At 42.4% G+C, this 26,383-nt stretch carries 22 protein-coding genes, 1 tRNA gene and 1 pseudogene; 18 read left to right on the top strand and 6 right to left on the bottom strand.

Features of this window, described 5'->3' with window-relative positions:
* Positions 1–195: 195 nt before the first annotated feature.
* Positions 196–292 (bottom strand) — tRNA-Sec (locus I6N95_RS05775).
* A gap of 170 nt (positions 293–462) precedes the next feature.
* On the opposite strand from I6N95_RS05775, the gene selD reads away from it, so the two are divergent.
* From selD to selA, 4 genes are read left to right on the top strand one after another with little or no spacing between them, the layout of a single operon-like run.
* On the top strand, positions 463–1,491 hold the full coding sequence (gene selD / locus I6N95_RS05770) for a selenide, water dikinase SelD (protein ID WP_209525534.1): 1,029 nt from the start codon (positions 463–465) through the stop codon (positions 1,489–1,491).
* Positions 1,492–1,513: 22 nt separating this feature from the next.
* Positions 1,514–2,104 (top strand): sulfurtransferase-like selenium metabolism protein YedF, encoded by a 591-nt coding sequence (gene yedF, locus I6N95_RS05765; RefSeq protein ID WP_209525531.1) that lies wholly within the window; start codon positions 1,514–1,516, stop codon positions 2,102–2,104.
* A 17-nt stretch (positions 2,105–2,121) separates the two neighbouring features.
* Positions 2,122–2,397 (top strand): putative Se/S carrier protein, encoded by a 276-nt coding sequence (locus I6N95_RS05760; protein WP_209525529.1) that lies wholly within the window; start codon positions 2,122–2,124, stop codon positions 2,395–2,397.
* Positions 2,390–3,781 (top strand): L-seryl-tRNA(Sec) selenium transferase, encoded by a 1,392-nt coding sequence (gene selA / locus I6N95_RS05755; RefSeq protein WP_209525527.1) that lies wholly within the window; start codon positions 2,390–2,392, stop codon positions 3,779–3,781. The genes I6N95_RS05760 and selA overlap by 8 nt, the downstream gene beginning before the upstream one ends.
* Positions 3,782–3,888: 107 nt before the next feature.
* Here the strand turns inward: selA and I6N95_RS05750 are convergent, their stop codons facing one another.
* From I6N95_RS05750 to I6N95_RS05740, 3 genes are all read right to left on the bottom strand, one after another.
* Positions 3,889–5,094, bottom strand: a complete 1,206-nt coding sequence (locus I6N95_RS05750; protein WP_209525525.1) for an amidohydrolase — start codon at positions 5,092–5,094, stop codon at positions 3,889–3,891.
* Positions 5,095–5,097: 3 nt separating this feature from the next.
* A complete protein-coding gene (locus I6N95_RS05745; RefSeq protein WP_209525523.1) occupies positions 5,098–6,333 on the bottom strand; it encodes an amidohydrolase in 1,236 nt (411 codons plus the stop codon).
* A gap of 78 nt (positions 6,334–6,411) precedes the next feature.
* A complete protein-coding gene (locus tag I6N95_RS05740) occupies positions 6,412–8,070 on the bottom strand; it encodes a peptide ABC transporter substrate-binding protein (protein ID WP_209525521.1) in 1,659 nt (552 codons plus the stop codon).
* A gap of 536 nt (positions 8,071–8,606) precedes the next feature.
* Here I6N95_RS05740 and I6N95_RS05735 point away from each other — a divergent pair.
* The 11 genes and pseudogenes from I6N95_RS05735 (at position 8,607) to I6N95_RS05685 (ending at position 21,277) form a co-directional block, all read left to right on the top strand.
* The gene (locus I6N95_RS05735) at positions 8,607–9,704 is read left to right on the top strand and encodes a Glu/Leu/Phe/Val dehydrogenase dimerization domain-containing protein (protein ID WP_209525518.1); all 1,098 of its coding nucleotides are present in this window, start codon (positions 8,607–8,609) and stop codon (positions 9,702–9,704) included.
* A gap of 210 nt (positions 9,705–9,914) precedes the next feature.
* A complete protein-coding gene (locus tag I6N95_RS05730) occupies positions 9,915–11,078 on the top strand; it encodes a TraB/GumN family protein (RefSeq protein WP_209525516.1) in 1,164 nt (387 codons plus the stop codon).
* Between the two features lie 337 nt (positions 11,079–11,415).
* Entirely contained in the window at positions 11,416–11,943 is a 528-nt protein-coding gene (locus I6N95_RS05725) for a YqeG family HAD IIIA-type phosphatase (protein WP_209525514.1), read from the top strand.
* Complete coding sequence (yqeH, locus tag I6N95_RS05720; protein ID WP_209525512.1) at positions 11,940–13,049, top strand: ribosome biogenesis GTPase YqeH; 1,110 nt, start codon at positions 11,940–11,942, stop codon at positions 13,047–13,049. The genes I6N95_RS05725 and yqeH overlap by 4 nt, the downstream gene beginning before the upstream one ends.
* Before the next feature lie 45 nt (positions 13,050–13,094).
* Entirely contained in the window at positions 13,095–13,406 is a 312-nt protein-coding gene (gene yhbY / locus I6N95_RS05715; RefSeq protein WP_209525511.1) for a ribosome assembly RNA-binding protein YhbY, read from the top strand.
* A 61-nt stretch (positions 13,407–13,467) separates the two neighbouring features.
* Positions 13,468–14,070, top strand: a complete 603-nt coding sequence (locus I6N95_RS05710) for a nicotinate-nucleotide adenylyltransferase (protein WP_209526095.1) — start codon at positions 13,468–13,470, stop codon at positions 14,068–14,070.
* Positions 14,071–14,131: 61 nt separating this feature from the next.
* The gene (gene yqeK, locus I6N95_RS05705) at positions 14,132–14,668 is read left to right on the top strand and encodes a bis(5'-nucleosyl)-tetraphosphatase (symmetrical) YqeK (protein WP_430727528.1); all 537 of its coding nucleotides are present in this window, start codon (positions 14,132–14,134) and stop codon (positions 14,666–14,668) included.
* Positions 14,659–15,018 carry a ribosome silencing factor gene (rsfS, locus tag I6N95_RS05700; protein WP_209526097.1) on the top strand — a complete coding sequence of 120 codons (360 nt, stop codon included), beginning with the start codon at positions 14,659–14,661 and terminating at the stop codon, positions 15,016–15,018. Before yqeK ends, rsfS begins: the two co-directional genes overlap by 10 nt.
* 1 nt (position 15,019) lies before the next feature.
* Positions 15,020–15,757 (top strand): class I SAM-dependent DNA methyltransferase, encoded by a 738-nt coding sequence (locus tag I6N95_RS05695; RefSeq protein ID WP_209525508.1) that lies wholly within the window; start codon positions 15,020–15,022, stop codon positions 15,755–15,757.
* Between the two features lie 348 nt (positions 15,758–16,105).
* Positions 16,106–19,648 (top strand): annotated as a pseudogene (gene nifJ, locus I6N95_RS05690) (pyruvate:ferredoxin (flavodoxin) oxidoreductase); the annotation flags it as partial.
* 321 nt (positions 19,649–19,969) lie between these two features.
* Positions 19,970–21,277: a hemolysin family protein gene (locus I6N95_RS05685; protein WP_245249273.1), complete on the top strand. Its 1,308-nt coding sequence runs from the start codon at positions 19,970–19,972 to the stop codon at positions 21,275–21,277.
* A 193-nt stretch (positions 21,278–21,470) separates the two neighbouring features.
* Here I6N95_RS05685 and I6N95_RS05680 read toward each other — a convergent pair whose 3' ends face one another.
* Positions 21,471–22,616, bottom strand: coding sequence for an AI-2E family transporter (locus tag I6N95_RS05680; RefSeq protein WP_209525504.1), 1,146 nt, complete (start codon positions 22,614–22,616; stop codon positions 21,471–21,473).
* A gap of 201 nt (positions 22,617–22,817) precedes the next feature.
* Here I6N95_RS05680 and I6N95_RS05675 point away from each other — a divergent pair, with 201 nt between their 5' ends.
* The gene (locus I6N95_RS05675) at positions 22,818–23,336 is read left to right on the top strand and encodes a VanZ family protein (protein ID WP_209525501.1); all 519 of its coding nucleotides are present in this window, start codon (positions 22,818–22,820) and stop codon (positions 23,334–23,336) included.
* Positions 23,337–23,351: 15 nt separating this feature from the next.
* On the opposite strand, the gene I6N95_RS05670 is transcribed toward I6N95_RS05675, so the two are convergent.
* Positions 23,352–23,906, bottom strand: a complete 555-nt coding sequence (locus tag I6N95_RS05670; RefSeq protein WP_209525499.1) for a bifunctional transcriptional activator/DNA repair enzyme AdaA — start codon at positions 23,904–23,906, stop codon at positions 23,352–23,354.
* A gap of 174 nt (positions 23,907–24,080) precedes the next feature.
* On the opposite strand from I6N95_RS05670, the gene I6N95_RS05665 reads away from it, so the two are divergent.
* Both I6N95_RS05665 and I6N95_RS05660 read left to right on the top strand, forming a co-directional pair.
* A complete protein-coding gene (locus I6N95_RS05665; protein WP_209525497.1) occupies positions 24,081–25,088 on the top strand; it encodes a LacI family DNA-binding transcriptional regulator in 1,008 nt (335 codons plus the stop codon).
* Between the two features lie 60 nt (positions 25,089–25,148).
* Entirely contained in the window at positions 25,149–26,381 is a 1,233-nt protein-coding gene (locus tag I6N95_RS05660) for an ABC transporter substrate-binding protein (protein WP_209525495.1), read from the top strand.
* Positions 26,382–26,383: the final 2 nt, after the last annotated feature.

The raw sequence follows: 26,383 nt of genomic DNA, 5'->3' as shown, positions 1-26,383 counted from the left end.
TTTATGACAGTCCATTTATAAGTAAGAAAAACTGAACGAGGCGTGAAGCTGGATCCAATCTACGATATAGAGAAAGTTTTATGCTTTCCTATAGAGCGAAAAAACGTCCTCCAGTCATGGAGGAACGTCTTAATTTGAATTATTGACATGATTCGTTTTGGTTTGGCGCCAAAAGATTGATCATTTATTATCAATTGGCGGGAATGTGTGGGAATCGAACCCACCTAAGAAGCTACTAACCCCTCAAAACGGTTTTGAAGACCGCAAGGAACACCAGAACCCATCCACTCCCACAAATATATTAGCATAGATGATGGGGAGGAGTCAATTGGCTATTTCTATTTCTTGGGAAATAAACAGGTCAATTGAGAATCTAAAGGCGGTTTTAGCCGCTAGTTGATCAAGTTTGAACAAAGAATTTACACCAAATATGGTGTTGTAATAAATATAGAGGTGAAAAGAATGGCAAATGAAGAATTTGGTAAATTATTTATCTGTGGCGGCTGTAACGCTAAAATCGGGCCTGGGAATCTTTCCGGTTTGTTGGGAAAATTACCTAAAAACGAGGATCCGCGGCTGTTGGTTGGTTTTGATTCAACAGATGACGCGGGGGTTATTAAGATCAGTGATGAGATGGCGCTCATTCAGACGTTGGATTTTTTCCCGACAATGGTCAGCGACCCTTATCTTTTTGGCAAAATTGCGGCGACAAATGCCTTAAGTGATGTATATGCAATGGGTGGCGATGTTTTGTCAGCCATGAACATCGTCTGTTTTCCTGAAGAGTTGGATATTGAGATATTAGGTGAAATTTTACGAGGTGGGTCAGAAAAGGTCGCTGAAGCTGGGGCTATTTTAGTAGGTGGTCATTCCATTCATGATTCAACACCTAAATATGGTTTGTCTGTCACGGGAACGGTCCATCCGGATAAAATTCTCAAAAATAATGAGTCTCAGGTCGGTGATGTTTTGGTGTTGACTAAACCACTTGGCGTTGGGATCATCACCACGGCTTTTAGTGTGGCTGAAACGACGGAAAGTGCCTTTCAAGAAGCGGTTGAATCGATGACGACGCTCAACAAAAAGGCCGCAGAGCTGATCCGCCAACGGGAAGTTCACGGTTGTACAGATGTGACGGGCTTCGGTTTGTTGGGGCATTTGGTTGAAATGATGAATGAAGCGTGTTCGGCTGTGATAGAGGTGTCCCAATTACCATATATCGAAGAGGCTTACCGTTGCGCAAAAGAGTTTTTGATCACGGCTGGTGGTCAACGAAATCGTAATTATTTGAGCGATCAACTTGAGTTTCAGTGTGATGATTTTGCGCTTGAAGAAATTTTGTTTGATCCCCAGACCTCTGGTGGGTTGCTCGTCAGCTTGCCTGCCGATGAAGCGGCGCAGTTAGTGGCTGAAATGGCTCAAAATGGGCTTAAGGGAGCGATTATCGGGAAAGTGATTGAGCGTCAGGCAAAGACGATTTATATTAAGTAGAATAAGATTGGGAGGAATAGACATGGAAAAAATAAATGCATTAGGCGAGGCTTGCCCACTGCCTGTCATTAAGGCAAAAAAAGCCTTGGCTGAACATGATACGATTGAAATTAAAGTCGACAATGAGATCGCCACTCAAAACTTAAAGAAAATGGCAGAGCAAAAAGGGTATGGCTATTTCACTAAACAACTGGCACCCCAAGAGTATTCAGTTGTGATTAGCAAGACTGACCTTAATCCTAAGTCGATGAATGATCAAGGTGCCTCATTAGAGGAAGAGGCTTATATCGTGGTGATTGATGCAAATGTCATGGGGCGTGGTGATGATCAGTTAGGAGCAACCTTACTGAAAGGCTTCATATACGCCTTGACGGAACAAGATCGTTTGCCGAGTCGCGTGATTATGTATAACGGTGGTGTTCAATTCGCCGTGCCAACATCAGAATCTTTTGAAGATTTAACCATCTTGGCTAAGGCTGGTGTTGAAGTTTATGCTTGTGGCGCTTGTACTGATTATTATGGTCTGACGGATCAAGTTGGCGTTGGCGAGATCACCAATATGTATCGGATCATTGAGATGATGCGTGAAGCGTCACGGATAGTTAAGCCGTAGAGGAAGGAGAATGGAAGATGGACTACCTTGTCGCTTTTAATTCGACACATCAAGCGATGGAAGTGGAATTGTGGATTAAAGAAGCCCAGTTAAATGCCCGTTTGATCCCAACGCCTGAGTCGATTGCTGCTAGCTGTGGTCTAGCGTTAAAATTTAATGAAAGCTCTCTTGCGAGCATTGTTCAGCATCTTAGGAAGAATAATCAGCAGGTTGATATGTATCAAATCGTGATCGATCAACAGAAGCTTAAAACATATGTACGCTGTCAGATGGAAGGAGTCCTTAATGAATAAAACCAGTTTAAGTCGCCTGCCCAAAATAGATTTGCTTTTGTCAGCTGACGAGTTGCAAGAGGTCATTAGTAGCTATGGTAGAACTTTAGTTAAACAAGCGGCCCAGACAGAGATTGACCATCGCCGTCAGTTGCTACTGTCAGGTGTTGAAGGCGTTGAGGTCGGAAGTGCGAGTTTTATCCTGCCGATCAAAGAACGCTGTCAGAAAGCTCAGGCCCCCCATTTACGAGGGGTGATCAATGGCACAGGGGTTGTGCTTCACACTAATTTAGGACGGGCGCAGTTGGCGCCAGTTATTCAGAATCAGTTGACTGAGATAGCTTTTGGCTACTCCAATTTGGAGTATGATTTAGCCAAGGGCTCTCGTGGGTCACGCTATCAACATTTAGAAAGAGATCTATTAAAATTGACGGGAGCTGAAGCGGCCTTAGTGGTCAATAATAATGCGGCAGCTGTTCTCTTGGCTTTGCAGACATTTATTCAAGGAAAAGAAATCATCATTTCCCGAGGAGAGTTGGTTGAAATTGGCGGCTCTTTTAGAATTCCTGACATTATTGCCTTAAGTGGTGGCATTATCCGTGAGGTAGGCACGACCAATAAAACTCATTTACGAGATTATGAGCAGGCGATCAATGAAAATACTGGGGCGATTCTTAAAGTCCATACTAGCAATTATAAGGTAATCGGTTTCACGGAGACTGTTTCCATGGAAGAATTGGCAAAATTAGGAGCGGCTCACGAGATTCCTGTGATGAACGATTTGGGCAGTGGTTTATTGGTGGATTTGACCTCTTTGGGTTTTCCCTATGAACCAACTGTAATGTCCTGTGTTCAAGCTGGCTGTGATATTATTACGTTTAGTGGTGATAAGTTGTTAGGAGGGCCCCAAGCGGGCATTATCGTCGGTAAAAAAGAGTATATTGAGCGGATGAAAACGAACCAATTGACGCGTGCTTTGCGGGTGGATAAAATGACGCTTAGCGCCTTAGAATTGACAATTAAGGAATACTTAAAACCAGAGTCATTGATGAAAACTATTCCGACATTACGCCTGCTGAGTCTTTCGCCAGAAGCGTTAGAAAGCAAAGCGTTTGACTTGGTTCAGACATTGGAAGCGTGTGAATTGCCTTTAGAAATTGGTGTTGAAGCGGGTTTTTCTCAGGTAGGAGGTGGCTCGTATCCGGGAGTTAAATTGGCGACCAAGCTGGTCAGCTGTAAGAGCTCTCAACTATCAGCTGAGAAACTGGAACAAGCTTTGAGAGCTTTCCAGAGGCCTGTGATCGTTAGGATAAAAGAGGATCAGGTTCAACTAGATGTGCGAACAATTGCTGAAGCTGAAATGCCTCTTATTGGGGCAGCCTTTGCTGCCTGTTTAAGGGCTTAATTTGCTCAGAAAACGAGGGTGGGACGATCGTCCCACCCTCGTTTAGTTTTCATAAATATGAGACATTAGACGTGTCTCCTCCGATGAGCTAAACGGCTTGTTTGCGTTTAGTGAAGGAGGTGACCGTTAAACATGATCAAGCGGTCAACTGGTTTGCGCGCTATCACCTCAGCACTTGCAGCGGCGTCAATAAAAATAAAATCAGCCTTATCACCAACTAAGGGCCAAGTGAGTTCGCCCTTGGTTAGCAATGGTCTGTCAGTGATTAAGGAAAGTGAATCGGCTAACTGATCTTCTGTTATTTTTCCGGTAAGCTCGCAAAAGGTCGTCAGTTTTTCTAAGAGATCGCTGGAAACGTAAGAGCTCCATGAATCGTAAAACCCGTCGCATCCCAAGTGGACGTTTACCCCTGCTTGGCGCAAACGATCAATTGGTGGTATTTGGTGAGACTGGCCGAAAGGAATAGTAGACATAATGGCCACTTCTTGTTCTTTGAGGCGAGCGATTAATTCATCTTGTTCAGTGAGACTAACATCTCCTAAAGAAAACCCGTGACTGATGGCGGTCCGACCTTGATAGTGGTTATCGGCGACCACATCCAACCACTTACTGTAAGTGTAGGTTCCTAAATGTCCGCGGTCGTGAAGGTGAATATCGACATCAGCATCAAATAGCGTTGCCAGTGACATGATTTCATCCAACGAACGCTCAACCGCCTTGTCAATACCACCAGGGTCCAGTCCTCCGACCATTGTAGCCCCTGATCGCAAGGCCTCACGCATTAATTGGGGGACACCCTCTCGCAATAGACCGTGTTGCGGAAAGGCGACAATCTCATAGGTGATATATTTATCGTATTTTTGAAGGGCTTTTTGGACGCCTTCTAAGTTCTCCAGTCCAATATATGGGTCGATATTGACATGGGAACGAATGTGGTTAATGCCGCGTTTCATCAAACTTTCAATCATTGCGCTAGCACGACGCTCAGTTGAAGGGGCTAAAAGTGGTAATTCACTGGCTTCGGCAGCCAATCGTTCTGGAAAACTCCCGACAGGTAAAGCGGCCCGCCAACCAACCGTCATATAGGTTTTATCGAGATGATTGTGCATCTCCTTAAAAGGTGGGAGAGCTAGGCGCCCCTTTATGTCAATGGTGGTGCCGTTAAAGTTGGGTGCTTGTTCTTCAGGATAGATTCCTGTGATCAGCTGATCTGCTAAATCAATGGTATAGCAAGCCGTTGTGGTCATCGTCCGCCCTTGATTTAGGCGACGACCAGTTTCAAGTTTAACATTTTTTAAACGTTTGGTTATCATTAGTTACTCCCCCTGATCGATTGGATTAGATTGCTGATAGGCACAAATGCCGTTAGTTATGACATGGGTGATCGGGCGTTTACGGGCGATCGCGTGAGCCGAAGATTCAGCCGCCACCAGGATGGCATTGGCGGCTGCTCCGATGTAAGGCCAGGTTTGTTGACCGGATTCATCGAGAGGAGATAGACCACCTGCTCCATATTGCCAAATACGGCTAAGACGCAATTCATCGCTTAGACCAAAGCGTTGGGCTAAGACATTCATCTTATCGATCGTATTACCGGTGCCAAATGGCGACCAGTGGTCCGTTAAACTATCATGACCGAGGGATACTTTTAGGCCTTGTGAGACAAGGTAGGGGATCGGCATCGTCGGCCGATTGATCGGGACGGTTGTGGTCACATCAATGCCGACACTGATTAACGTCTCAAGCATGTTTTCTAAGGCTTCTCCAGCTAAATCGCCAAGCGCCATCCCGTGACTGATGGTCACTTGATGGTGTTTGTTGGCTTGTTTGGTATAATCAGCTAATTTGTAAAATTCGTATTCACCTAAAGAATCACGGTTGTGAAGGTGAACGTCAACCCCTGCATCGAATTCAACAGCCAGCTCAAGAATAGTGGCCAATGAGCGGTCAACATCGCGGTCGACAGTCGAAGGATCAACACCGCCAACGTGAGTGGCCCCCATTGATAAAGCTTCTTTCATTAAAGGCAGGACTTGAGAGCGCAATAGGCCGTGCTGGGGAAAGGCGACAATCTCGTAAGTTAAGTAGTCTTGATAAGTCTCCAGGGCTTTTTTTGTCAATTCAATGTGCTTAGTGCCAATATAAGGATCGACGTTACAATGACTGCGAATATGATGATGCCCTTGAGCTAGGTAATGCTCGATGACGTGACATGCTCGTTCGTAAGCTGTGTCCAACTGATTAGGCAGCAGTGTTCGTTCTTCTTCAAAACGAGTGAAAATCCCGTTGGTAATTGGCGTACAAGCTTGCCAAGGGCCACCAAAATAGGTTTTGTCAATGTGGATATGCATCTCTTTTAAGGCTGGCAATAACAGAGCGTGTTGAGCATCAATCACCATCATTTCAGGCGTAGTCGGAATCTCCTTGGCAATGTTAGAAATAATGCCATCGGCGATCAACACGTCATATCTTTCAGTTTTAGTACTGACAACTTGCTGATTGACAACATTGAAGCCAGTTTCTAAGGTACAGTTTTGGATTAGTAAGGTCATATGGCAACTCCTTTGGTTGACTATTATAGGTGATCATTTCCCAGAGGTCTGTCTAATATTCCTCTGGACAATGGCTGATTATTGACGGAAGGCCCATTTTAAACTGTAGCTAGGACCAAAGGGATGCCAATACATGTCTTGAATGTCAGGGTTACTTAAAATGGCTAAAGAGCGATTGTAAATAGGGGCCAACATGACATCTTGATTTAAGAGAATATTTTCAGCTTCAATAAAGTTTTCGATCCGTTTAGAATTATTTTTGGCGTCGGTCGTACGAGAAGCATCGATCAACGCGTCATAGTCTGGGTTTGCATAGGTAATGCCACCCGTTGGGTTGTTGGAAGTGAAGATTCGCATGACGGTTAAAGGATCGCGATAATCAGTTCCCCAACCACTTAGTTGGATCTCAAAGTCTTGTTTTTGATCGCGTTCCACACGAATTGGAAAAGGCACTTGAACAATTTTTACTGTTAGACCGGGCAAGTTAGTTTCTAGTTGATCGGCAAAAAATTCGGCAGAGGTTTTGGCTGCGTCGGTATCATCCGTTAAAAATTCGACTGACACCGTCTTTCCTAGTGTTTCTTGCGCTTTTTCCCATGATTTTTGAGCTTCTTCTGGATTGTAGTCAAAATAATCATAGGCGTCGCTTGCTGCATCAGTAAAGTCGCTTTTGCCGTCAGGACTCGGTGTTTGTCCTTTCGGAATTAAGTGATTAGTAGGAGTTGAACCGTCGCCCAAAATATTTTCCACGAATTTCTGTTTGTCAAAGGCTTGGGCAATCGCTTTACGTAAGTCCAAGTTCGCTAAGGGGGTTTCTTTGTCCCCGCGTTTAGGATTCATTTTTAAGAAGAAGGTGACATATTGTTTAACAGGTAAAAAACTGTCATCTTCGCGATAATTTTTTGCAAATTCAGAGGTTAATTTATTTACGACATTAACTTCCCCAGTTGTAAACAGATTGACAGCCGTTGAAGGGGATTTAATTACTGACACTTTGGCTTCAGCTAATTGTACCTTATCGTGGTCCCAGTATTCAGGATTTTTTTCATAGGTCCATTCATCGGCAAAGGAATCCCATTTTTTCAGGACAAAAGGCCCGTTGTAAATTAAATGTTCGCCGCTGGTGCCGTAATCCTGTCCTTGACTTTCAATAAATGCTTGGTTTTTAGGGTAGAAAATGGCGAATGTCAATAAGGATTTTAAATAGGGGATCGGCTGTTCCAACGTGACTTCTAATGTGTAATCATCAAGAGCTTTGACTCCTAGGGTTTCAGGGTCCGCTCCTTCTGTATAAATGGCTTTGGCGTTTTTTATCACGCCTAGCAACACATCCGTATTGGGTGAGCCCGTTGTTGGGTCTGCAATCAGTCGCCAAGCGTAAACAAAGTCGTGAGCGGTGACAGGTTCCCCATTTGACCATTTGGCATCTTCTCTTAGTGAGAAGGTATACGTTAATTGGTCGTCAGACACTTCTGGTTCCTCAGCTGCGGCTCCTAAGACAAATTCATCGTCTTTACCGATAATGTAGAGCCCTTCATAGACCTGATTCATTGCTAAAGTTGAGGTCGTGTCTGCTGCCAGTGCAGGATCCATAGTTGAAATTTGCGCCTCCGACGTAATGTTAAGAGTTTGTTCTGGTGTTGCTGTGCTTTGCTTGTTATCCGCTGAGTCACCACAGCCACTTAATAGGGCGGTGAGTGTTAGCGTCAACAGTGTTATCCCGAGTTTCTTTTTCATAGTTCCTCCTTTTCCATTCTAAGTGAGCGATTTTCTTAGAACTTGTCCACTGGACGATTTTTAAGAAAGGCGTCAGTTCGTCAGGTCATGAGATCATTTTTAAGTCAAGGGATTTTCCTTCATTAAAATCTGCTTGACTTAATTTCCAATATAGGGGAAACTATTTAAAAAAAGCGACGTTAACTGATACATTGAATCACTCTTTTTAAGAATAGTCGGAAATAGTGTTATTTTCTGATGATACCTTACTGATCTGTGGCTTTCTTAAATTATAGATAGTTTAGCATATAGGCTATCAGTTGAATAATATCTATAATATTGGTTAGCCATACTTTCTGAATATAGTTACGCTTCTTTTAATAGAAGCAAGGACTAGTTAATCGGTGATATCGTCAGAATATTCTATTCCTTTCAGAGGTGTTAAAATAGGAAAAGAAATTTCTTACTTTCACAAAGTTTGATTGTTGGATAGCGAGCCCAGTGTTAACATAAAGGTGTAGGTAGCGTTTTCTTTTTTAGGAATAGGAGGAATTGACATGATATTATTCGAAGAAATGAGTATCGGCGATTATGAACAAGTGGTTTTTTGTCAGGACAAAGCATCTGGTTTAAAGGCGATTATTGCCATTCATGATACGACCTTAGGTCCAGCTTTAGGAGGATGTCGCATGTGGCCGTATGAAAGCGAAGAAGCTGCTTTGCGCGATGTCTTGCGTCTATCTCGTGGCATGACGTATAAAAATGCAGCAGCTGGCTTGAATATTGGTGGTGGGAAATCGGTTATTATTGGCAATCCGAAAACTGATAAAAGTGAAGCGTTATTTAGAGCGATGGGGCGCTATGTGGAAAGCTTAAATGGCCGTTATATCATTGCGGAGGATGTGGGGACCAATGAGTATGACATGAATAACATCTATTTGGAAACAGATTATGTCACAGGGAGTACGGCTCGCGCAGGCGCTTCTGGCAACCCGAGTCCTAAAACGGCCTTAGGTGTCTATTACGCCATGAAACGAACCGCTAAAGAAGTCTATGGTGACAATTCGCTGCAGGGGAAAACGATTGCCATTCAGGGATTGGGAAATGTGGCTTACGATCTTTGTCAGTTGATTAATCAAGAAGGTGGCCACTTGGTCGTCACGGATATTAATCAAGAGGCAATTCAACGTGTTGTCAGGGATTTTGACGCAAAAGCCGTCGGTGTTGAGGAGATTTACGGCGTGACAGCTGACATTTTCTCACCTTGTGCTTTAGGGGCGGTCTTGAACGATGAGACGATCCCTCAACTAAAAGTCAAGGCAATCTGCGGGTCAGCCAATAATCAGTTAGCGGATATTGAAAGGCACAGTCAACTGTTAAGTCAGTTGGAAATTCTTTATGCGCCAGATTTTATTGTTAATAGCGGAGGTGTTATTAACGTCGCAGATGAATTAAGTGGTTATGATGAAGAACGGGCGACGGTCAAAGTCAAAGCCATTTATGAACAGATGGGACAGGTCTTTGAGATCGCTAAAAGGGAGGCGATAACGACAGCGGAGGCAGCTAATCATTTAGCTGAACAGCGGATTGCCCAGATGCTGAATGTCAGACGAACTTTTTTGCAGACGGGTAAATCGGCAATTTGTAAACGTTAAGAATAACTAGTACAGGGAGAGGGGGTTAACTCTTTGCCAGTACTGGTTATTTTAGTGTTGTTAAGGTCGGTTTGACTTTCATTTCTTTTTAGTAAATGTTACTATAATAGACAAGTCCTGTTAGTTGAATCTGATTGTCAGTCAAGATTAAGAGGATGGTCAGTTAGTCAAGTCATGATTAAACATATAAATTGTGTGAAGGAGTCACAGATGGAACAACCAATAACTCGCTTAAGTTATCAAGAAAAAGAAATTATTTTAATCGCCACTGCCCATGTATCAAAAGAGAGTGTGGCCTTAGTTAAGGAGGTCATTGAGGCAGAAGAGCCAAGTAGTGTCTGTATCGAGTTAGATGACGCTCGTTATGAGACGATTCGTAATCCGCAAGCCTGGGAAGACACGGATATTGTTCAAGTCATAAAAACCAAAAAGGTTGGCTATTTATTAGTTAATTTGGTGTTAAGTTCTTATCAGAAAAAAATGGCGAAACAATTGGATACGCCAGTAGGGGGTGAGATGCTACAAGGAATTGCCAGTGCAGAAGCCCTAGGCGCAGAGATTGTGTTAGCGGATCGCGATATTCAGACCACTTTTTTACGTATTTGGCGAGAGTTAAGTTTTTGGGAGAAATCTAAATTACTGGTGAGTCTCTTTGTTTCCTTTGAAGACGACGAAGAAGAGGAATTGTCAGAAGCAGATTTAGCGACGATGTTAGAAAGTGATATGCTAGAAAGTGCTTTAGCCGATTTGAGAAAAGAGTTTCCTGTGATTGGTCAGATTTTAGTTCATGAGCGTGATATTTATTTAGCAACCAAGATTAAGGAGGCACCGGGTCAGAAAATCGTGGCCGTCTTAGGTGGCGCTCATGTGCCGGGGGTTACTAAAGAAATTTTTAACGAGCATGATTTAACGGCAATTTCAACGATTCCGCCAGCAAAGCAGTCGACGAAAATTATCGGTTGGCTATTTCCAGCGGCAATTGTGGCCCTAGTTGTTTATTCTTTCTTTATCAGCGTTGATACAGGTTGGCAACAACTGTCTACTTGGTTATTATGGAACAGCGGATTAGCCGCCTTATTCACCTTGTTTTCACTCGGTCATCCTTTAACGATTTTGACCTCCTTTGTGACAGCGCCGATTGGCACGCTTAATCCCCTCGTGGCAGTGGGTTTTTTTGCCGGCATTGTGGAAGCAACTCTCCGTAAACCAACGGTCCATGATTTGCAGCATGTTCAAGAGGATATCTCAAGTCTCAAAGGCTTTTTCAAGAATCGCGTGTTACGGATTTTATTAGTGGTGATTATGGCAAACATCGGCGGTGTTATCGGTAACTTTATCGGTGGTGCTGATATGATTCGCAATTTATTTGCCTAATAAGTGTGTGTGGCTGGGACAGTATTTCCCAGTCTTTTTGGGCTTTTTTGTGAGCGCGGGCAACTGAAAGTTTGGAGCTACCTTACCGTCTAAAGAGCGAAAGCAGTCAGAGCGCTGGTTTTGCTTAGCGGTCAGAGGTCATTTGAGAGGTCGTAAAAGATCATGAGGTTTTAGTTTGTTTTTAAGGGTCTGAGAAAAGTAGTGGTTATAGGATGAAAATAGCATGGAAATAATGTATAATAAAGTGGATGAAAGGGGTGCTGAGTCAGTACGCCTGTTTTTTAGGTGAGAAAGTACGGGATTCATTTGATGTGAGACACCCTTGAAAGGAGTATGTATGTTTTCAAAATTTAAGCCAACTTGGATGTTGGAAGCCATTTATCAGTTAACGCCAGAGCAATTGGCTAAATACAATATTAGAGCTGTCCTAACCGACTTGGATAACACATTGATCGCCTGGAATAATCCAGACGGGACAAAAGAATTGTTACATTGGATTGACACGATGAAAGAGGCGGGGATTCCAGTGGTTGTTGTGTCGAATAATAAAGCTGAACGGGTGGAACGGGCGATTTCCCATTTAGAGCTTGACTATGTGGCGCGAGCATTGAAACCTTTAGCAAAAGGGATGAATGAGGCCGCCAATAAGTTGGGATTACCTAAAAAGGAGATCATCATGGTTGGCGATCAGTTGATGACGGATATCAGAGCGTCGAATGGTGCTGGAATTCGTTCCATCCTCGTTCGACCGATTGTGGCTTCGGATGCGTGGAACACCAAGCCAAATCGGGCGATGGAAAAAGTGGTCATGAAAACGTTAAAAAGAAAGCATTCAGATATGGAATGGAGAAGTGATTTAGGATGAACGAAGAAATTCGTTGTATAGGTTGTGGTTCGGTTATTCAAACAGAGGATAAAGCTGAGGTGGGCTTTACCCCTTCCTCTGCTTTAGAAAAGGGCTTGGAAACAGGGGAAGTATACTGTCAACGTTGTTTCCGCCTGCGTCATTATAATGACATTCAAGATGTGTCATTGACGGATGACGATTTTCTTCGTTTGTTAAATGGCATTGGCCAAGAAGATGCTTTAATCGTAAACGTGGTAGATATTTTCGATTTTAATGGCAGTATTATCCCTGGATTGCATCGTTTTGTGGGCAGTAACCCGATCTTGCTAGTGGGGAATAAGGTGGATATTTTACCGAAATCTTTGAAACGTGGCAAGATGACTCAATGGATGCGAGAGCGAGCTCATGAAGCAGGATTACGTCCAATTGATGTGATTTTGACGAGTGCCAAAAAACCATTGGAAATGGAAACTTTGTTAGAGACAATTGAAAAATACCGTCAGGGACGAGACGTTTACGTCGTAGGTGTCACCAATGTGGGTAAGTCGACCTTAATCAACGCTATTATTAAATCAACAGCGGGTGTCCAAGAATTAATCACAACCTCTCAGTTTCCTGGGACAACCTTGGATAAAATTGAAATACCTTTGGAAGATGGCAAGTTGCTAATTGATACGCCTGGGATTATTCATAACTTCCAAATGGCTCATTATTTAGGGAAAAAGGATTTGCGGATTATTGCGCCTACGAAAGAAATTAAACCGAAAGTCTATCAACTTAATCCAGAGCAAACCTTGTTCTTAGGCGGGTTAGCCCGCTTTGATTTTCTTCAAGGAAAACGCAGTTCATTTGTGGCATATGTGTCAAATGACGTGGAAATTCACCGAACTAAATTGGAAAAGGCTGATGAGTTCTATCAGAAACATGTAGGTGGACTTTTGCAGCCGCCCCGTCCTGATGAAGTTGGCGACTTTCCCGAGTTGGTCCGTTTTGAATTCTCAGTTAAGGAAAATACGGATATCGTCTTTGCTGGCTTAGGCTGGATCATGGTCAGTGAGCCTTGTGTGGTAGCCGGTTGGGCTCCTAAGGGTGTTGACGTTATTCGTCGCAAAGCATTAGTATAGTAAGTTAGACACTTCCTTCATGGAAGGTTAGAAAAGAGGAGAAACATGGAATTAAGAGGTAAACAAAAACGCTTTTTACGTAGTCAGGCCCATCATTTAAGCCCGTTATTTCAAATTGGTAAAGGGGGGCTAAACGAGGCGATGATCACGCAAATTGAAGAAGCTCTTGAAAAAAGAGAATTGATTAAAATAAATCTTTTACAAAACACAGATGAGATCGCAACGGATGTAGCAGCGACACTTGAAAAAGAAATTAACTGTGATGTGGTGCAAATTATTGGCCGTGTGTTAGTCTTGTTTAAGGCTTCATCCAAAGCGGCTAATCAGAAATTATCTATAGATGTCCGTAAATTATAAAATGATGAGGTGAGTTATAGTGGAAACTAAGGGAAGATGTCAAGTCTTAACTCAGTCCCAGCTGGCGCCTCTTGAAGAACCAACAAAGAGGCGTCAAGTGGGGATTCTCGGTGGTAATTTTAATCCGGTTCATAACGCTCATTTGATTATTGCGGATCAAGTCTATCATCAATTAGGATTGGATAAACTTTATTTAATGCCTGCTTATGAGCCACCTCATATTGATGAAAAAAAGACGATTTCTGCTGATTTCCGTTTGGAGATGTTAGCTTTAGCTTTAACGGATGCCGAACATTTGGAAATTGAAACGGTTGAAATCGAGCGCACGGGTAAGAGCTTTACCTATGACACGATGAAGGAATTAACAGAAAAAAATCCTAACACGGATTATTATTTTATCATCGGTGGCGATATGGTAGACTATTTGCCGAAATGGCATCGTTTAGAGGAATTAATGGCCTTAGTGCAGTTAGTCGGTGTTCGTCGCCCTAATTATCCAGTTGAATCGGCCTACCCGATTATTTGGGTTGATGTGCCGTTGATGGATTTGAGTTCATCGTATATTCGCAAGAAAGTTGCAGAAGGATGTTCAATCAACTACCTTCTGCCTAAAAGTGTGATAAACTATATACACGAGAAAGGACTGTATGTGGATGAAAACTAGTCAGTTAGTGTATTCCGATGGTCTGACTCGAGGGGGGTTAGTTAATCAGATTCAAAAGAGCATGAGTGAGAAGCGGTTTAATCATGTTTTAGGTGTGGAAGCAACGGCTTTAACTCTGGCCGAACGATATGGTGTTAATTTGGAGCGAGCCAGCATGGCCGCTTTAAGTCACGATTATGCTAAAGAGCGACCAGATGATGAGATGATTGAGCTAATTCGCACTCAAGGCTTTGATTTGTCGTTAATCGAATATGGTAATCAGATTTGGCACGGCATTTTAGGGGCGTATCTGGCAAAAGTAGAATTAGGAATTGTGGATGAAGAGGTATTACAAGCGATTCGTCTTCACACGACGGGGGCTAAAGAGATGAGTCAGTTAGATAAGCTTATCTACGTTGCTGATTTTATCGAACCAGGACGTCAATTTCCCGGTGTAGAGGAAGCTCGTGTTGTGGCGTTTCGCAATCTTGATGAAGCGGTGGCTTTTGAAACCAAGCAAACCTTGAGCCATCTGATCGCCCAGGAAGTGAAGATTTACCCAAAAACAATTGAAACATACAATCAGTGGGTTGTAAAAAATAGGAGGGAATTATCATAGAAAGTAGTCAATTATTAGAAGTAGTAGTCAAAGCGGCCGATGACAAACGAGGAGAGGACATCGTGGCCTTAGATGTTCAAGGCATTTCCTTGTTAGCCGATTATTTTGTGATTTGTCATGGGAACAGTGAAAAGCAAGTTGGGGCAATTGTGGATGAAATAGCCAACGCTGCTCGTCAAGCCGGGATTGAAGTAGGCCGGATTGAAGGGAAAGAATCTGGCAAGTGGGTCTTGGTTGACTTAGGTGATATTGTGGTTCATGTTTTCCACTCGTCAGAACGAGAGTTTTACAATTTAGAAAAATTATGGTCAGACGCCCCGATGGTCAATTTGACATCTTTGGTTGACTAAGATGCTGTACAAGACATTTGCCTTTGTCTATGACGAGGTCATGGACCCATTTCTCTACATGGAATGGTTAAATTTCTCGAGACGTCATTTACCAAAGGATACGAAACGGATTTTAGAATTGGCATGTGGAACGGGCGCTTTGGCATGCGATTTTGCTCGTGAGGGCTATGAGGTAACTGCTTTGGATTTATCGGAACAAATGTTATCTGTAGCCAGTGAACGGGCTCAAGAAGAAGGCGTAGCCGTTCAATTTGTCCAAGGGGATATGATGGACCTCTCTGAAGTCGGAACCTATGAAGCCATTACTTGTTTTTCTGATTCTCTCTGCTATATGCCAGATCGTCAATCGGTTCAGCAAGTTTTTGATTCAGTCTATCAAGCTTTAGAAGAGGATGGCACGTTTATCTTTGACGTTCATTCCTTATTTCAAGTTGATGAGGTTTTCCCTGAATACAGTTATCATTATCAAACGGAAGAGTTCGCCTTTTTGTGGGACAGTTATCCCGGTGAAAAAGAGCATAGCGTGGAACATTTTCTGACTTTTTTTGTCAAGGAAAATGAAGGTGATCAAAAGTTTGTTCGTCATGATGAACTGCATCAGGAGCGAACTTACTCCATGGAAAACTACTATACAATGTTAGAGAATGCCAATTTTTATAATATCCAGATTTTTGCTGATTTTACGGATGAAAAACCAGAAGAAAACACCACTCGCTGGTTTTTTGTCTGCAAGAAATAAAGACAAGCTTGTGATCATGATGCAGTTCATGATCACAAGCTTTTTTTTGTTGATTAGGCAGCTTTGTGAAAGTTATACGTTTTATTGAACAAAACTGAATATTTTTTTAAAACGTTGAAACAGACTATCTAATGGGTTATAATGAGTATGTTGAAAAAACATTGAGTATTATTTCACAAAAATAACGCTGATAGATAACGTTGTGATGATGGGTGCAAGGCATAATCAGAATGGAGCGCTTTTCTGTGAAATAGCTTTTCTGACAGTGTGGGGCATGGGAATTGGTGATCGAGGTTTTCCAGCTTCTGCGTTTGTCAAAAAGCATGTTAAAGAAAGAAGGAATATCATATGCGTAATCAGCAAACGATGGATGGCAACACTGCCGCCGCCTATATCTCTTATGCCTTTACCGAACTTGCAGCCATTTATCCTATTACACCAAGCTCAACAATGGCTGAGTTAGTAGACGAGTGGGCGGCAAAAGGTCAAAAAAATATCTTTGGACATCCTGTTAAAGTAGTGGAAATGCAATCAGAAGCGGGAGCCGCAGGTGTGGTTCACGGTTCTCTAAAAACCGGTGCGTTAACGACCACTTATACTGCTTCCCAAGGGTTACTGTTAATGATTCCCAACATGTATAAAATTGCTGGTGAATTATTACCAGCGGTCTTCCATGTGGCAAGTCGAGCAGTGGCGACCAATGCCTTGAGTATTTTTGGGGATCACGGTGATGTGATGGCAGCTCGCCAAACCGGCGTGGTGATGCTAGCGGAAAGCACGGTTCAAGAAGTGATGGATTTATCTGCTGTGGCCCATTTGGCAGCGATTGAAAGCAGTCTGCCTTTTATTAATTTTTTTGATGGTTTCAGAACCAGTCATGAAATCCAAAAGGTTGAGGTTTTAGAATACGATGAGTTAAGTGGCTTGGTCAATCAGGAAAAATTAGCGGCGTTTAGAGCAAAAAGTATGAATCCCAATCATCCTCATGTCAGTGGAACCAATCAAAATGGTGACATTCATTTCCAACAACGGGAAACGGTTAACGATCATTATTTAGCTGTTCCTGGAATTGTCAAAAAATACATGAATGAAATTAACCAATTAAGGGGAACAAATTACGACTTAGTCAATTATTACGGAGCAGAAGATGCCACTGAAATCATTGTGTCGATGGGAAGTGTGGCGCCGGTTGTCCAACAAACCATTGATTATTTGAATCAGCAAGGGAGAAAAGTTGGTCATCTCACGATTCATCTTTACCGTCCTTTTCCTGTCGCAGCGTTCCTCCAAGCTTTGCCTAAAACAGTTACTAAAATAGCGGTGCTTGATCGGACGAAAGAGCCTGGGGCTGGTGGCGAGCCACTCTTGCTAGATGTTCAAAGCGTCATGTATGACAGTGATATCCATCCTGTGATTATTGGTGGTCGTTATGGTTTAGGCTCAAAAGATGTGACACCAGATCAACTGGTCAGTGTTTATGATCATTTGTTGTTGCCGAGAGCAGAACTGAAAACGCGCTTCACCATTGGTATTGTGGATGATGTGACCGGACTTTCTTTACCTGCAACAGCAAAGTTGGATTTGACACCCGCTGGCACCTTTCAAGCTAAATTTTGGGGATTCGGCTCAGATGGCACGGTTGGAGCCAATAAATCGTCAATCAAAATTATTGGGGATCACACGGACTTATATGCTCAGGGGTATTTTTCTTACGACTCGAAAAAATCTGGCGGGTTAACCGTCTCTCATTTGCGATTTGGCAAAGAGCCTATTCAATCGACTTACCTAGTTGAAACACCTGATTTTGTCGCGTGTCACAACGCATCCTATATCCAGAAGTATGACTTGATCAAAGGACTGAAAAAGGGTGGCACTTTCCTCTTAAATACCAGCTGGAATGAAGAACAATTAGCCGCCAATTTACCGGCAACTTTAAAGCGTCAATTAGCTGAAAGGGAAATTGACTTTTATGCGATTAATGCCGTTAAAATTGCCCAACAAAATGGCTTAGGTCAGCGGATAAACACCGTCATGCAAGCGGCTTTCTTTAAATTGATGGGAATCATGCCCGATGACGACGCCATGAACTTGATGAAAGCAGAAGTTCAAAAGAATTATGGGAAAAAATCGCAACAAGTTGTCGCTAACAATAATGCGGCCATTGATGAAACCGACGCGTATCTGCAAAAAATTGCGGTTCCTCAGTCTTGGTTGCTCTCTCAGGAAGCGCCTAAAAAAAGAGACAATATGCCGTCTTTTGTTTTCAATATCGTAGAGCCTGTCAATCGCCAAGAAGGTGATTCCTTAAGCGTGGGCGACTTAAAAGCAAACAATATGACTGATGGTCGAATGCCATTAGGAACTGCTGCCTTTGAAAAACGAGGTGTCGCCTTGGAAGTGCCGGAGTGGAATGTGGACCGTTGTACCATGTGCAATGAATGTGCCTTTGTTTGTCCTCACGCGGCGATTCGGCCATTTTTAATCGATGAGAAAGAGGCCAGCGAGGCACCGGAAGGCTTTATCATGCGGGAAATGCGAGGGGCTGATGGTTTGATGTATCGGATTCAAGTTTCCTTGGAAGACTGCACGGGCTGCGGTTTATGTGTCGAAGCCTGTCCCGCTAAAGGCAAGGCTTTGGCGATGAAACCATACGGTGAGTTAAAAGCAGAAGCGGTTAACTGGGCCTTTGCCATGACCTTAAAAACAAAAGAAAATCCTGTAAAGAAAAACTCCGTTAAAGGCTCTCAGTTTGAACAACCTCTGATTGAATTTTCTGGCGCTTGTTCGGGCTGTGGTGAAACCCCCTATATTAAATTGTTAACTCAGTTGTATGGTGATCGTTTGATGATGGCCAATGCAACGGGGTGTTCCTCGATCTTTGGTGGTGCTGCGCCGACTACGCCATATACAACTAACCATTTGGGACAAGGGCCTGCTTGGTCTAATTCCTTATTTGAAGATAATGCTGAGTATGGCTATGGCATGTATTTGGCTAATAATTCCCGTCGCGATTATCTAGGAGCCAAGGTGGCGGAAGTTTTAGATCGTGAGGAGCTAACACCTGATATTCGCGATTTATTGACCGATTGGTTGAGCCATAAAGATGATGGCGAAGGGACCCAACAGCGGGCGCGAAAACTAAGAGCGGCTCTAGAAGCTGAGCCAGAAATGAGTCAGTTGCTTAAAGAGATATCTGAGAATCACGATCTGTTTGTTAAACCAAGTCAATGGATGATCGGTGGCGATGGCTGGGCCTATGATATCGGCTTTGGGGGAATCGACCACATTATTGCCAGCGGGGAAGATGTCAATATCTTGGTCATGGACAACGAGGTGTATTCTAATACGGGCGGTCAAAAGTCAAAAGCAACACCAACATCTGCTGTTGCTAAGTTTGCTTCAGATGGCAAGCGTGGGGCTAAAAAAGATTTAGGCGTAATCGCGATGAGTTATGGTCATGTCTATGTAGCGCAGATTGCCTCTGGAGCTAATCAGGTTCAAACCATCCGTGCCATTGAAGAGGCGGAAAAATTTCCTGGTCCATCGCTGATTATTGCTTACACGCCGTGTATTGCTCATGGTATCTCAGGTGGAATCACCCTTGAACATACGAAAGAAGCCGTTGACACTGGCTACTGGGCGTTATATCGCTATAATCCTTTATTGCTTGAAAAGGGCAAAAATCCGATGACATTGGACTTTAAAAAACCGAATTTTGCTGGGATGAAGGACTTTATGGCCTCAGAAACTCGTTTTGCAACGTTGGCGGGGATCGCACCGGAGCTTTCGGAAGAACTTTTTGATTTAACCATTGAAAATGCCAAATCACGTTTTTATCGGTACGCTCGGATTGCTGGTCAGGAGGAAAAAATTCGCGAGAAATTAGAGAAATAATTGTCGTGTCAGCGAGTTTTTTTGGAGTTGCTACAGGCCGTTTAAGATTAGCACAGAAATGTGATGAAACTGAAACAGGGGAGGACATCTGTCCTGCCCTGTTGTTCTATTTTTTTTTGAAAAATTCCCAGTATAGACTGAATAACAGGAAAAATTTGGCTGACACTGAGAAACAAAAAGTCGGATGAGCAACGACTGACACACGGACAGTACGAGGAAAGCGGTCGGCGCTAGCGGAAACGGTTGAGTATTCTAGGCGTCACCGGATTAATGTGTTATATTATAGACGGCGTGTAGTGAATGAAAAGGAGTCTTTAAATGATAGCAGGAAAGTTATTGATATTAGTGGTTATGATAATGTTGACGGCATTTTTTGTCGCAGCTGAATTTGGTTTAGTTAAAATTAGAAAAAGTCGCCTAGAAGGCTTGGCTCAAAGTGGTGATAAGAAGGCACAGCTAGGATTGGAAATCGTCGGTCATTTAGATGAGTATTTGAGTGCGTGTCAGCTAGGGATTACGTTAACGTCTCTGGCAATTGGGTGGTTAGGTGAGGGAACCGTTAGAGAGCTTTTGCACCCATTATTAGGTTTTCTACCGATTCCAACAGCCGTTCTTCAGGTCATTTCTTTAGTGATCTCCTTTTTATTGATTACTTTTGTTCATGTCGTGATTGGGGAATTGATCCCTAAATCGCTGAGTATTACCAAAACAGAACCGGTAGTTTTGTGGGTGGTAACCCCTCTTCATTATTTTTATAAGGCAACCTATCCCTTTATCTGGTTGTTAAATTCTTCAGCAACAGGCATTGGAAAATTATTTGGCCTTAAGTTAGGGGAGGGTGAGGAGACTCATTCAGAAGAAGAATTACTACTAATTGCCAATGAGAGTTTGAAACATGGTGAAATCAATAAGGACGAATTTGATTTTCTTAACAATGTGTTTGATTTTGATGAGCTACTTGCTAAAGAAATCATGGTAACTCGTCTTGATATGGAGGCTATTCCTGAAGAATATACGATAGCCGAGGCTTTGTCGTTTACGATTGAGACAGGGCATAGTCGTTTTCCGGTTATTCGCAAAACGAAAGATGATATTGTTGGCTATATCACGTTGCAGGACTTAGTAAAGGCCTATCTTGCCAACTCTGAGGCAGCGATTGTCACGTTGGTTAATGAACCAATCATTGTTTTTGAAACGATTCCTGTTAAGACATTACTGGCAGAAATGCAGAGCAGTCATAAACACTTCGCTATTTTAGTCGATGAGTACGGTGGTACCAGTGGGATGGTCACAATTGAAGACATATTAGAAGAAATTGTGGGTGATATTCAAGATGAGCAGGATCGTGAAGAGGAGAACATTCGACCGTTAACGGAGCAGGAGTTTATGGTAAATGGTAAAACGCCGTTGACGGAAATCGAAGATTTTTTTCATGTTGATTTTCCAGCAGAAATTGAAAGCATTAGTTTAAGTGGTGTGATCACAGATACTTATAAACAAGCAGTCCGGGTTGGTTTCCGGTGTGTGCATGAAGGTCTTGAAATGGAAGTAGTTGAGATGGATAAGGTCAACATTACTAAAATTAAGATAAAAGATCGCAAAAGAGTTAAGGCGGTTGCGGAGTAAGCTTTTGCCAATTTGAATGAGTGGCCTTTTTATGTCAGGCAGCGTGAGCTGGGACATAAAGTCGCTTGTCTTCTCCTACGGTTACTCGTCACAGTGGAAGTTGCTACAGGGAGGAGACTTCAACCGGCAGTTTATCGCATGTTATACGTGAATAAACAAGTGACGAGAACTTTTTGTTCCCGTCACTTGTTTATTATTTACTTAAAAGACTGTCTTCCTTTTTCGGTGTTTCCAGCCACTCCATTAAGGTGATTTTTAAGATGGCGGCAACAGGGACCGATAAAAACATGCCTAAGACGCCAAAGTAGGCACCACCAACCGTGATCGAGACTATGATTAAAATAGGGTTGAGATTTAATGCTCCGCCCATAATACGGGGACCAATAATATTCCCATCAATTTGTTGTAATAGTAACAGCGAGACAATGGTGACTAAAGCGAGGTTTAAGCCACCGGTAAAGAAAGTAATGATCATGGTGATGATGGAAGCAAATATTGAGCCAAAATAAGGGATCATATTACAGATTCCTAATAAAATTCCCAGTGTAATAGAGAAACGAACCCCTAAAAGTGAAAGTAAGATAGTAGCTAATACCCCTAAAATACAGGCGTCAAGAAATTGACAAGCAATAAATTTATAAAAGATATCGTTTGCGTGTTGGATAAAGCCTTTTGTGCGATTAAAGGTGGTTTCTGATAAGAATTTTCTGAATAACTGGGTAAAAAAGGCGGCAATCGCATCTCTAAATATCAAGACATAAATAGAAATGATGAAGGCCAAGAAGGTGTTGAGTACCAGCGAGGAGAGGCTTTTGGCAAAGAGCCCAATTGAAGCCAAGGAGGCTGTTCCTTGGGAAATAAGCTTCTCAGGTGAATAACTGGCTGTCACTGATTTTAACAGTTCTTCTAGTTTTATCAATTCGATAATGCCATTGTCTTCTAAGCTGTTGGCTAGCTCGGTTAGATAGGCATAAAAAGAGGGTAAAAGATTAAGTAAATCCAATAAGTTTTTGATGATTAAGGGCACAACATAGTTTAGCGTTAAAAAGATAAACAACAAGGCCATCACATAGAGAATCAAGATACTAAGCCCGCGACTTTTTTTCTGAATAAACGTAATGTGGGTTTTGGCTAATAAGCTCTGGATCTTCTTTTGAGGACCGCTTAATAAGTACGCAACAATAAAGCCAATGATAAATGGGGATAGAACACCTAACAGATTTTTAACACCATCTGTAAAAACATGAAAATTTGAGATAGCTTTAAAGCTTATGATCACTGCAAGGACAAATAAAAATCTGACCATCCAGTAATTCCAATCAATTTTAATTTTTTTCATCATACCTTTTCCTAACATTAATATTTAGTACTCCAGTTAAGATTATAGCATTTTAAGCGTGTCACCACCAAATAAATGATTAATGGCGAAAGCGACTGGTTGTCAATTTCTTAATATTTTCAAAACTCCATCTTAAGGTGGAGCAAGATAGCGCCTAAAAATGGTACACTAGGGTAATAATAATGCAAGAAGGAGGAGCCGATGAAAAATAAAAAAGTCAGCTGGCAGGTTAATCTTTTATTTTGGGTGATGTTTTTAGTCTATCTCTATGTCCTCGTCTCGACAATTTTGTTTAAAGGCAATTCTCCAGTTGATATGTTGAATTATGCCAGTTCTGGGCCAAGACGAGTAAATTGGGAAGCCTTCTATTTTATGAATGATCTAAAGGATATTAATGTTGTGGGCAACTTGTTGTTGTTTATTCCCTTAGGTATGTACTTGGCTGTGTTGCTTAAAAGAAAGTGGCCAGGAGTTCTTTTAATGTTCTTGCTTAGTGTGAGTTTTGAAGCGGCACAATTTATTTTCAATATCGGCGCACTGGATGTTGACGACGTCATTTTGAATGTTTTAGGTGGCGTACTTGGGATGGGAATTATCGGTTTTTTAAGCCTCTTCCTCAAAAACAAGCAGCGGCTAAAAACATTTATGGCCATTGCTTCAACACTGATTGGGGTTCCGTTGATCATCTTGTACAGCCTTTTAAAATTTGCTAACCGTTAAAAAAGAAGTGAGGAATTACTTCTTTTTTTTGCGATAAGCACTGGGGCTTTCTGCTGTCATCTTCTTAAAAACCACTGAAAAATATGACGTGTTGCTAATCCCAATATAGCGAGCGATGGTGGCGATGGGATATGACGTTGTTGTCAATAAAAGTTTCGCTTTATCGATGCGAATCATCGTTAGATATTCTAAAGGTGTTAGACCTGTATGGGCTTTAAAGACGTGATGGAGATAATAGGGACTGCTGTGGATCTCACTGGCAATCAGCTCTAGAGTCAGTTTTCGTTGATAATTAAGTTGCAGATAGTTTTTGATATCTTCGACCCAAGTTGCTAAGGGCACTTTATTACCGAGGGGTTGACATCTTTTACACGGTCGAAAGCCCAGTTTGATCGGGTCCAAGCTGTTTGAGTAAACGGCCACATTTTCGCGCTTCGGTGGCCGTGAGGCGCAACTGGGCCGGCAGAAAATCTGGGTGGTTTTGACTGCGTAAAAAAAGTCACCGTCTGCTTGGCGATCATTTGTCGTGATCGCCTGCCACCTTTCATCGGTCAAATCTAACTGTGTCATTATGGTTAACCGCCTTTCTATCAAATTGTTTAAGCTAAGTATACAATAAATTAGTGTCAATATCTTGCTTTTAGAGTCAGCTAATAGTCGTAAAAAAACAATTGACAATGGATACAATCGATGGTAAAGTTCTCTTAAGGACAGTAAACGTTTACGTAGGTGGAGGTGAAAAAAATGTCAATATCAATGGTTGAAGTCGCCAAGCGGGCGGGTGTTTCGATTGCCACTGTGTCTCGTGTCATGAACGGCAAAGATGGTTTTAGCGAAAAAACCAGACGAAAAGTTGAAGAAGTGATTGCTGAACTGGGGTATCAAAAAAATGAAATGGCTAGCAGTTTAAAGAAAAATTTTAGTCAGTCACTAGGTGTTATTATTCCCAGTGTGGTGACCAATTACCACGGGTTAATCGTTGAAGGGATCGAAAGCAAAGCTCAAGAGTTAGGCTATTCGGTGTTGCTGTCTCACAGTGGCGAAAATGCTGAGTATTTTGAGCGCTCGTTACAATCTCTGGCAGAGCGGCGTGTGGAGGGGATTATCTTTGTGTCGATTCAACCAAATGCGTTTCAGTTTGATCTGCTAGAAAAAACTGGGGTTGCCCATATTTTTATTTCGTCAGAGTCACCAACCTTTGATTATCCTTATATTAAAATTGATGATTACCAAGCTGCCTATGATGCTACCACGTATTTGATTCAGCATGGCCATCAAAAAATTGGCATAGTTGGAATTGATAAGAAAGATGCAGTGGCGGGTATTCCTAGAATCAAGGGCTATCAACAAGCCATGAAAGATCATCAGCTTGGAACAAAGCCTGACTGGGTGAGAAACGGTGATTTTGGTGTGGAAATGGGCGAAGTTGGAGCCAACTATTTATTAACTCGTTATCCGGACATGACGGCTATCTTTGGCGGCAGTGATGAGGCGGCAATTGGTGCTATTAAAGCGTGTGGTAAGCGTGGTCTAAGAGTGCCCCATGATGTTTCTGTCAGCGGTTTTGATGATTCGATGACGGCGTTGTTGAGTTTTCCTGAATTAACGACCATTCACCAGCCCTTGTATCAAATGGGAGATCTGGCTGTTTCGGAAATCATTAACAAGTGTGAAAACGCTAGTGAGATCACCAGCCAAATTGTTCCCTATAAGTTAGTTGAGCGAGGGTCAGTGGCTCAAAAAAGCAAATAGTTATTTGCTTTAGCTATTAAGTTAAACGTTTACGTAATAAAATACAAAGGAGCTGAGTTGATGAATAAGAAAGTTTGGTTGTTGATCTGTTTGTTGAGTGTCACGGCCATGATGGCAGCTTGCGGAAAAAAAGAGAGCGATCAAGTCGAGATTGAGTTTTTTCAAACCAAATCTGAAGCGATCCCTACTTTTCGTAAATTAATCGCAAAATTTCAAGAGGAACATCCAGATATTAAGGTGATTGAAAGCTACCCACCAGATGCTGAAACGGTTTTACGAACACGGGTATTTAAACGTCAAATGCCCGAAGTAATCGGAATCGGTGGTAGTTATTTATTTTCAGAATTAATCGGAGCGGAACAGCTTAAAAATTTTGATGATTCGGACTTGGCTGCGAAATCTCAGGAAGGGTATGTGCAGATTTTAAAAGATGTGGGGATGACTGACCAGCTATACGGCTTACCATTTGTGGCGAATGCCAGTGGCGTCTTGTATAATCAAGACCTTTTCGAGAAATATCAAATCGCTGTTCCTAAAACATGGGATGAATTTATGGCGGCGGCTGAGACCTTTCAGTCATCAGAGGTCGACCCCTTTTATTTTACCATTAAGGATGCTTGGACCACTCTTGGTGCCATGAACCCGATTGTCGCAAATACTCAAGGAGATGATTTCTTTGAGAAGCGCCGTAATAAGGAGACCACATTTGTTGAGGGCTATCAGGAAGCGGCAGATAAGTTAAGCCAACTTTTCCCCTTTATCCAAAAAAATGGATACGGTCAGGGCTATGGAGATGGCAACTTAGCCTTTGCTAATGGTCAATCAGCGATGTATCTTCAAGGGATTTGGGCGATACCGGAAATAAAAAAAGCAAATCCAGATATCAAGATTGGCGTTTTTGCGATGCCAGTGAACAACGAGCCGGATAATAATCGTTTAGTCTCTGGTGTTGACTTGATGTTAGCTCAGTCAGCGGAAATCACTGATAAGCAAAAAGCGGCAGCCGCAGATGAGCTGATTGAATTTCTATATCAAGAGGAAAATGTGGCCCTTTATTTAGAGGAACAGGACGCCATTCCAGCGATTAAAGGGATGGAGATTCAAAATGAAAACTTGTTGCCTTTGGCTCCATACATTCAAAATAATCAGGTAGTGGACTTTGCCGATCATTTAATTCCTAGTGGGGTTGCGTTTGATTCTCAAGTACAGACTTATGTGATTAATCAAGATCAAAGGGCCTTTTTAGAAACCATGGATCGTGAATGGGTAAAAGTCATGAACAGAAAGGAATAGCA

Source organism: Vagococcus allomyrinae, assembly GCF_017829975.1.
In the GTDB taxonomy this organism is placed as follows: Bacteria; Bacillota; Bacilli; order Lactobacillales; family Vagococcaceae; genus Vagococcus_D; species Vagococcus_D allomyrinae.
This window is presented reverse-complemented; position numbering and strand designations above follow the sequence as displayed.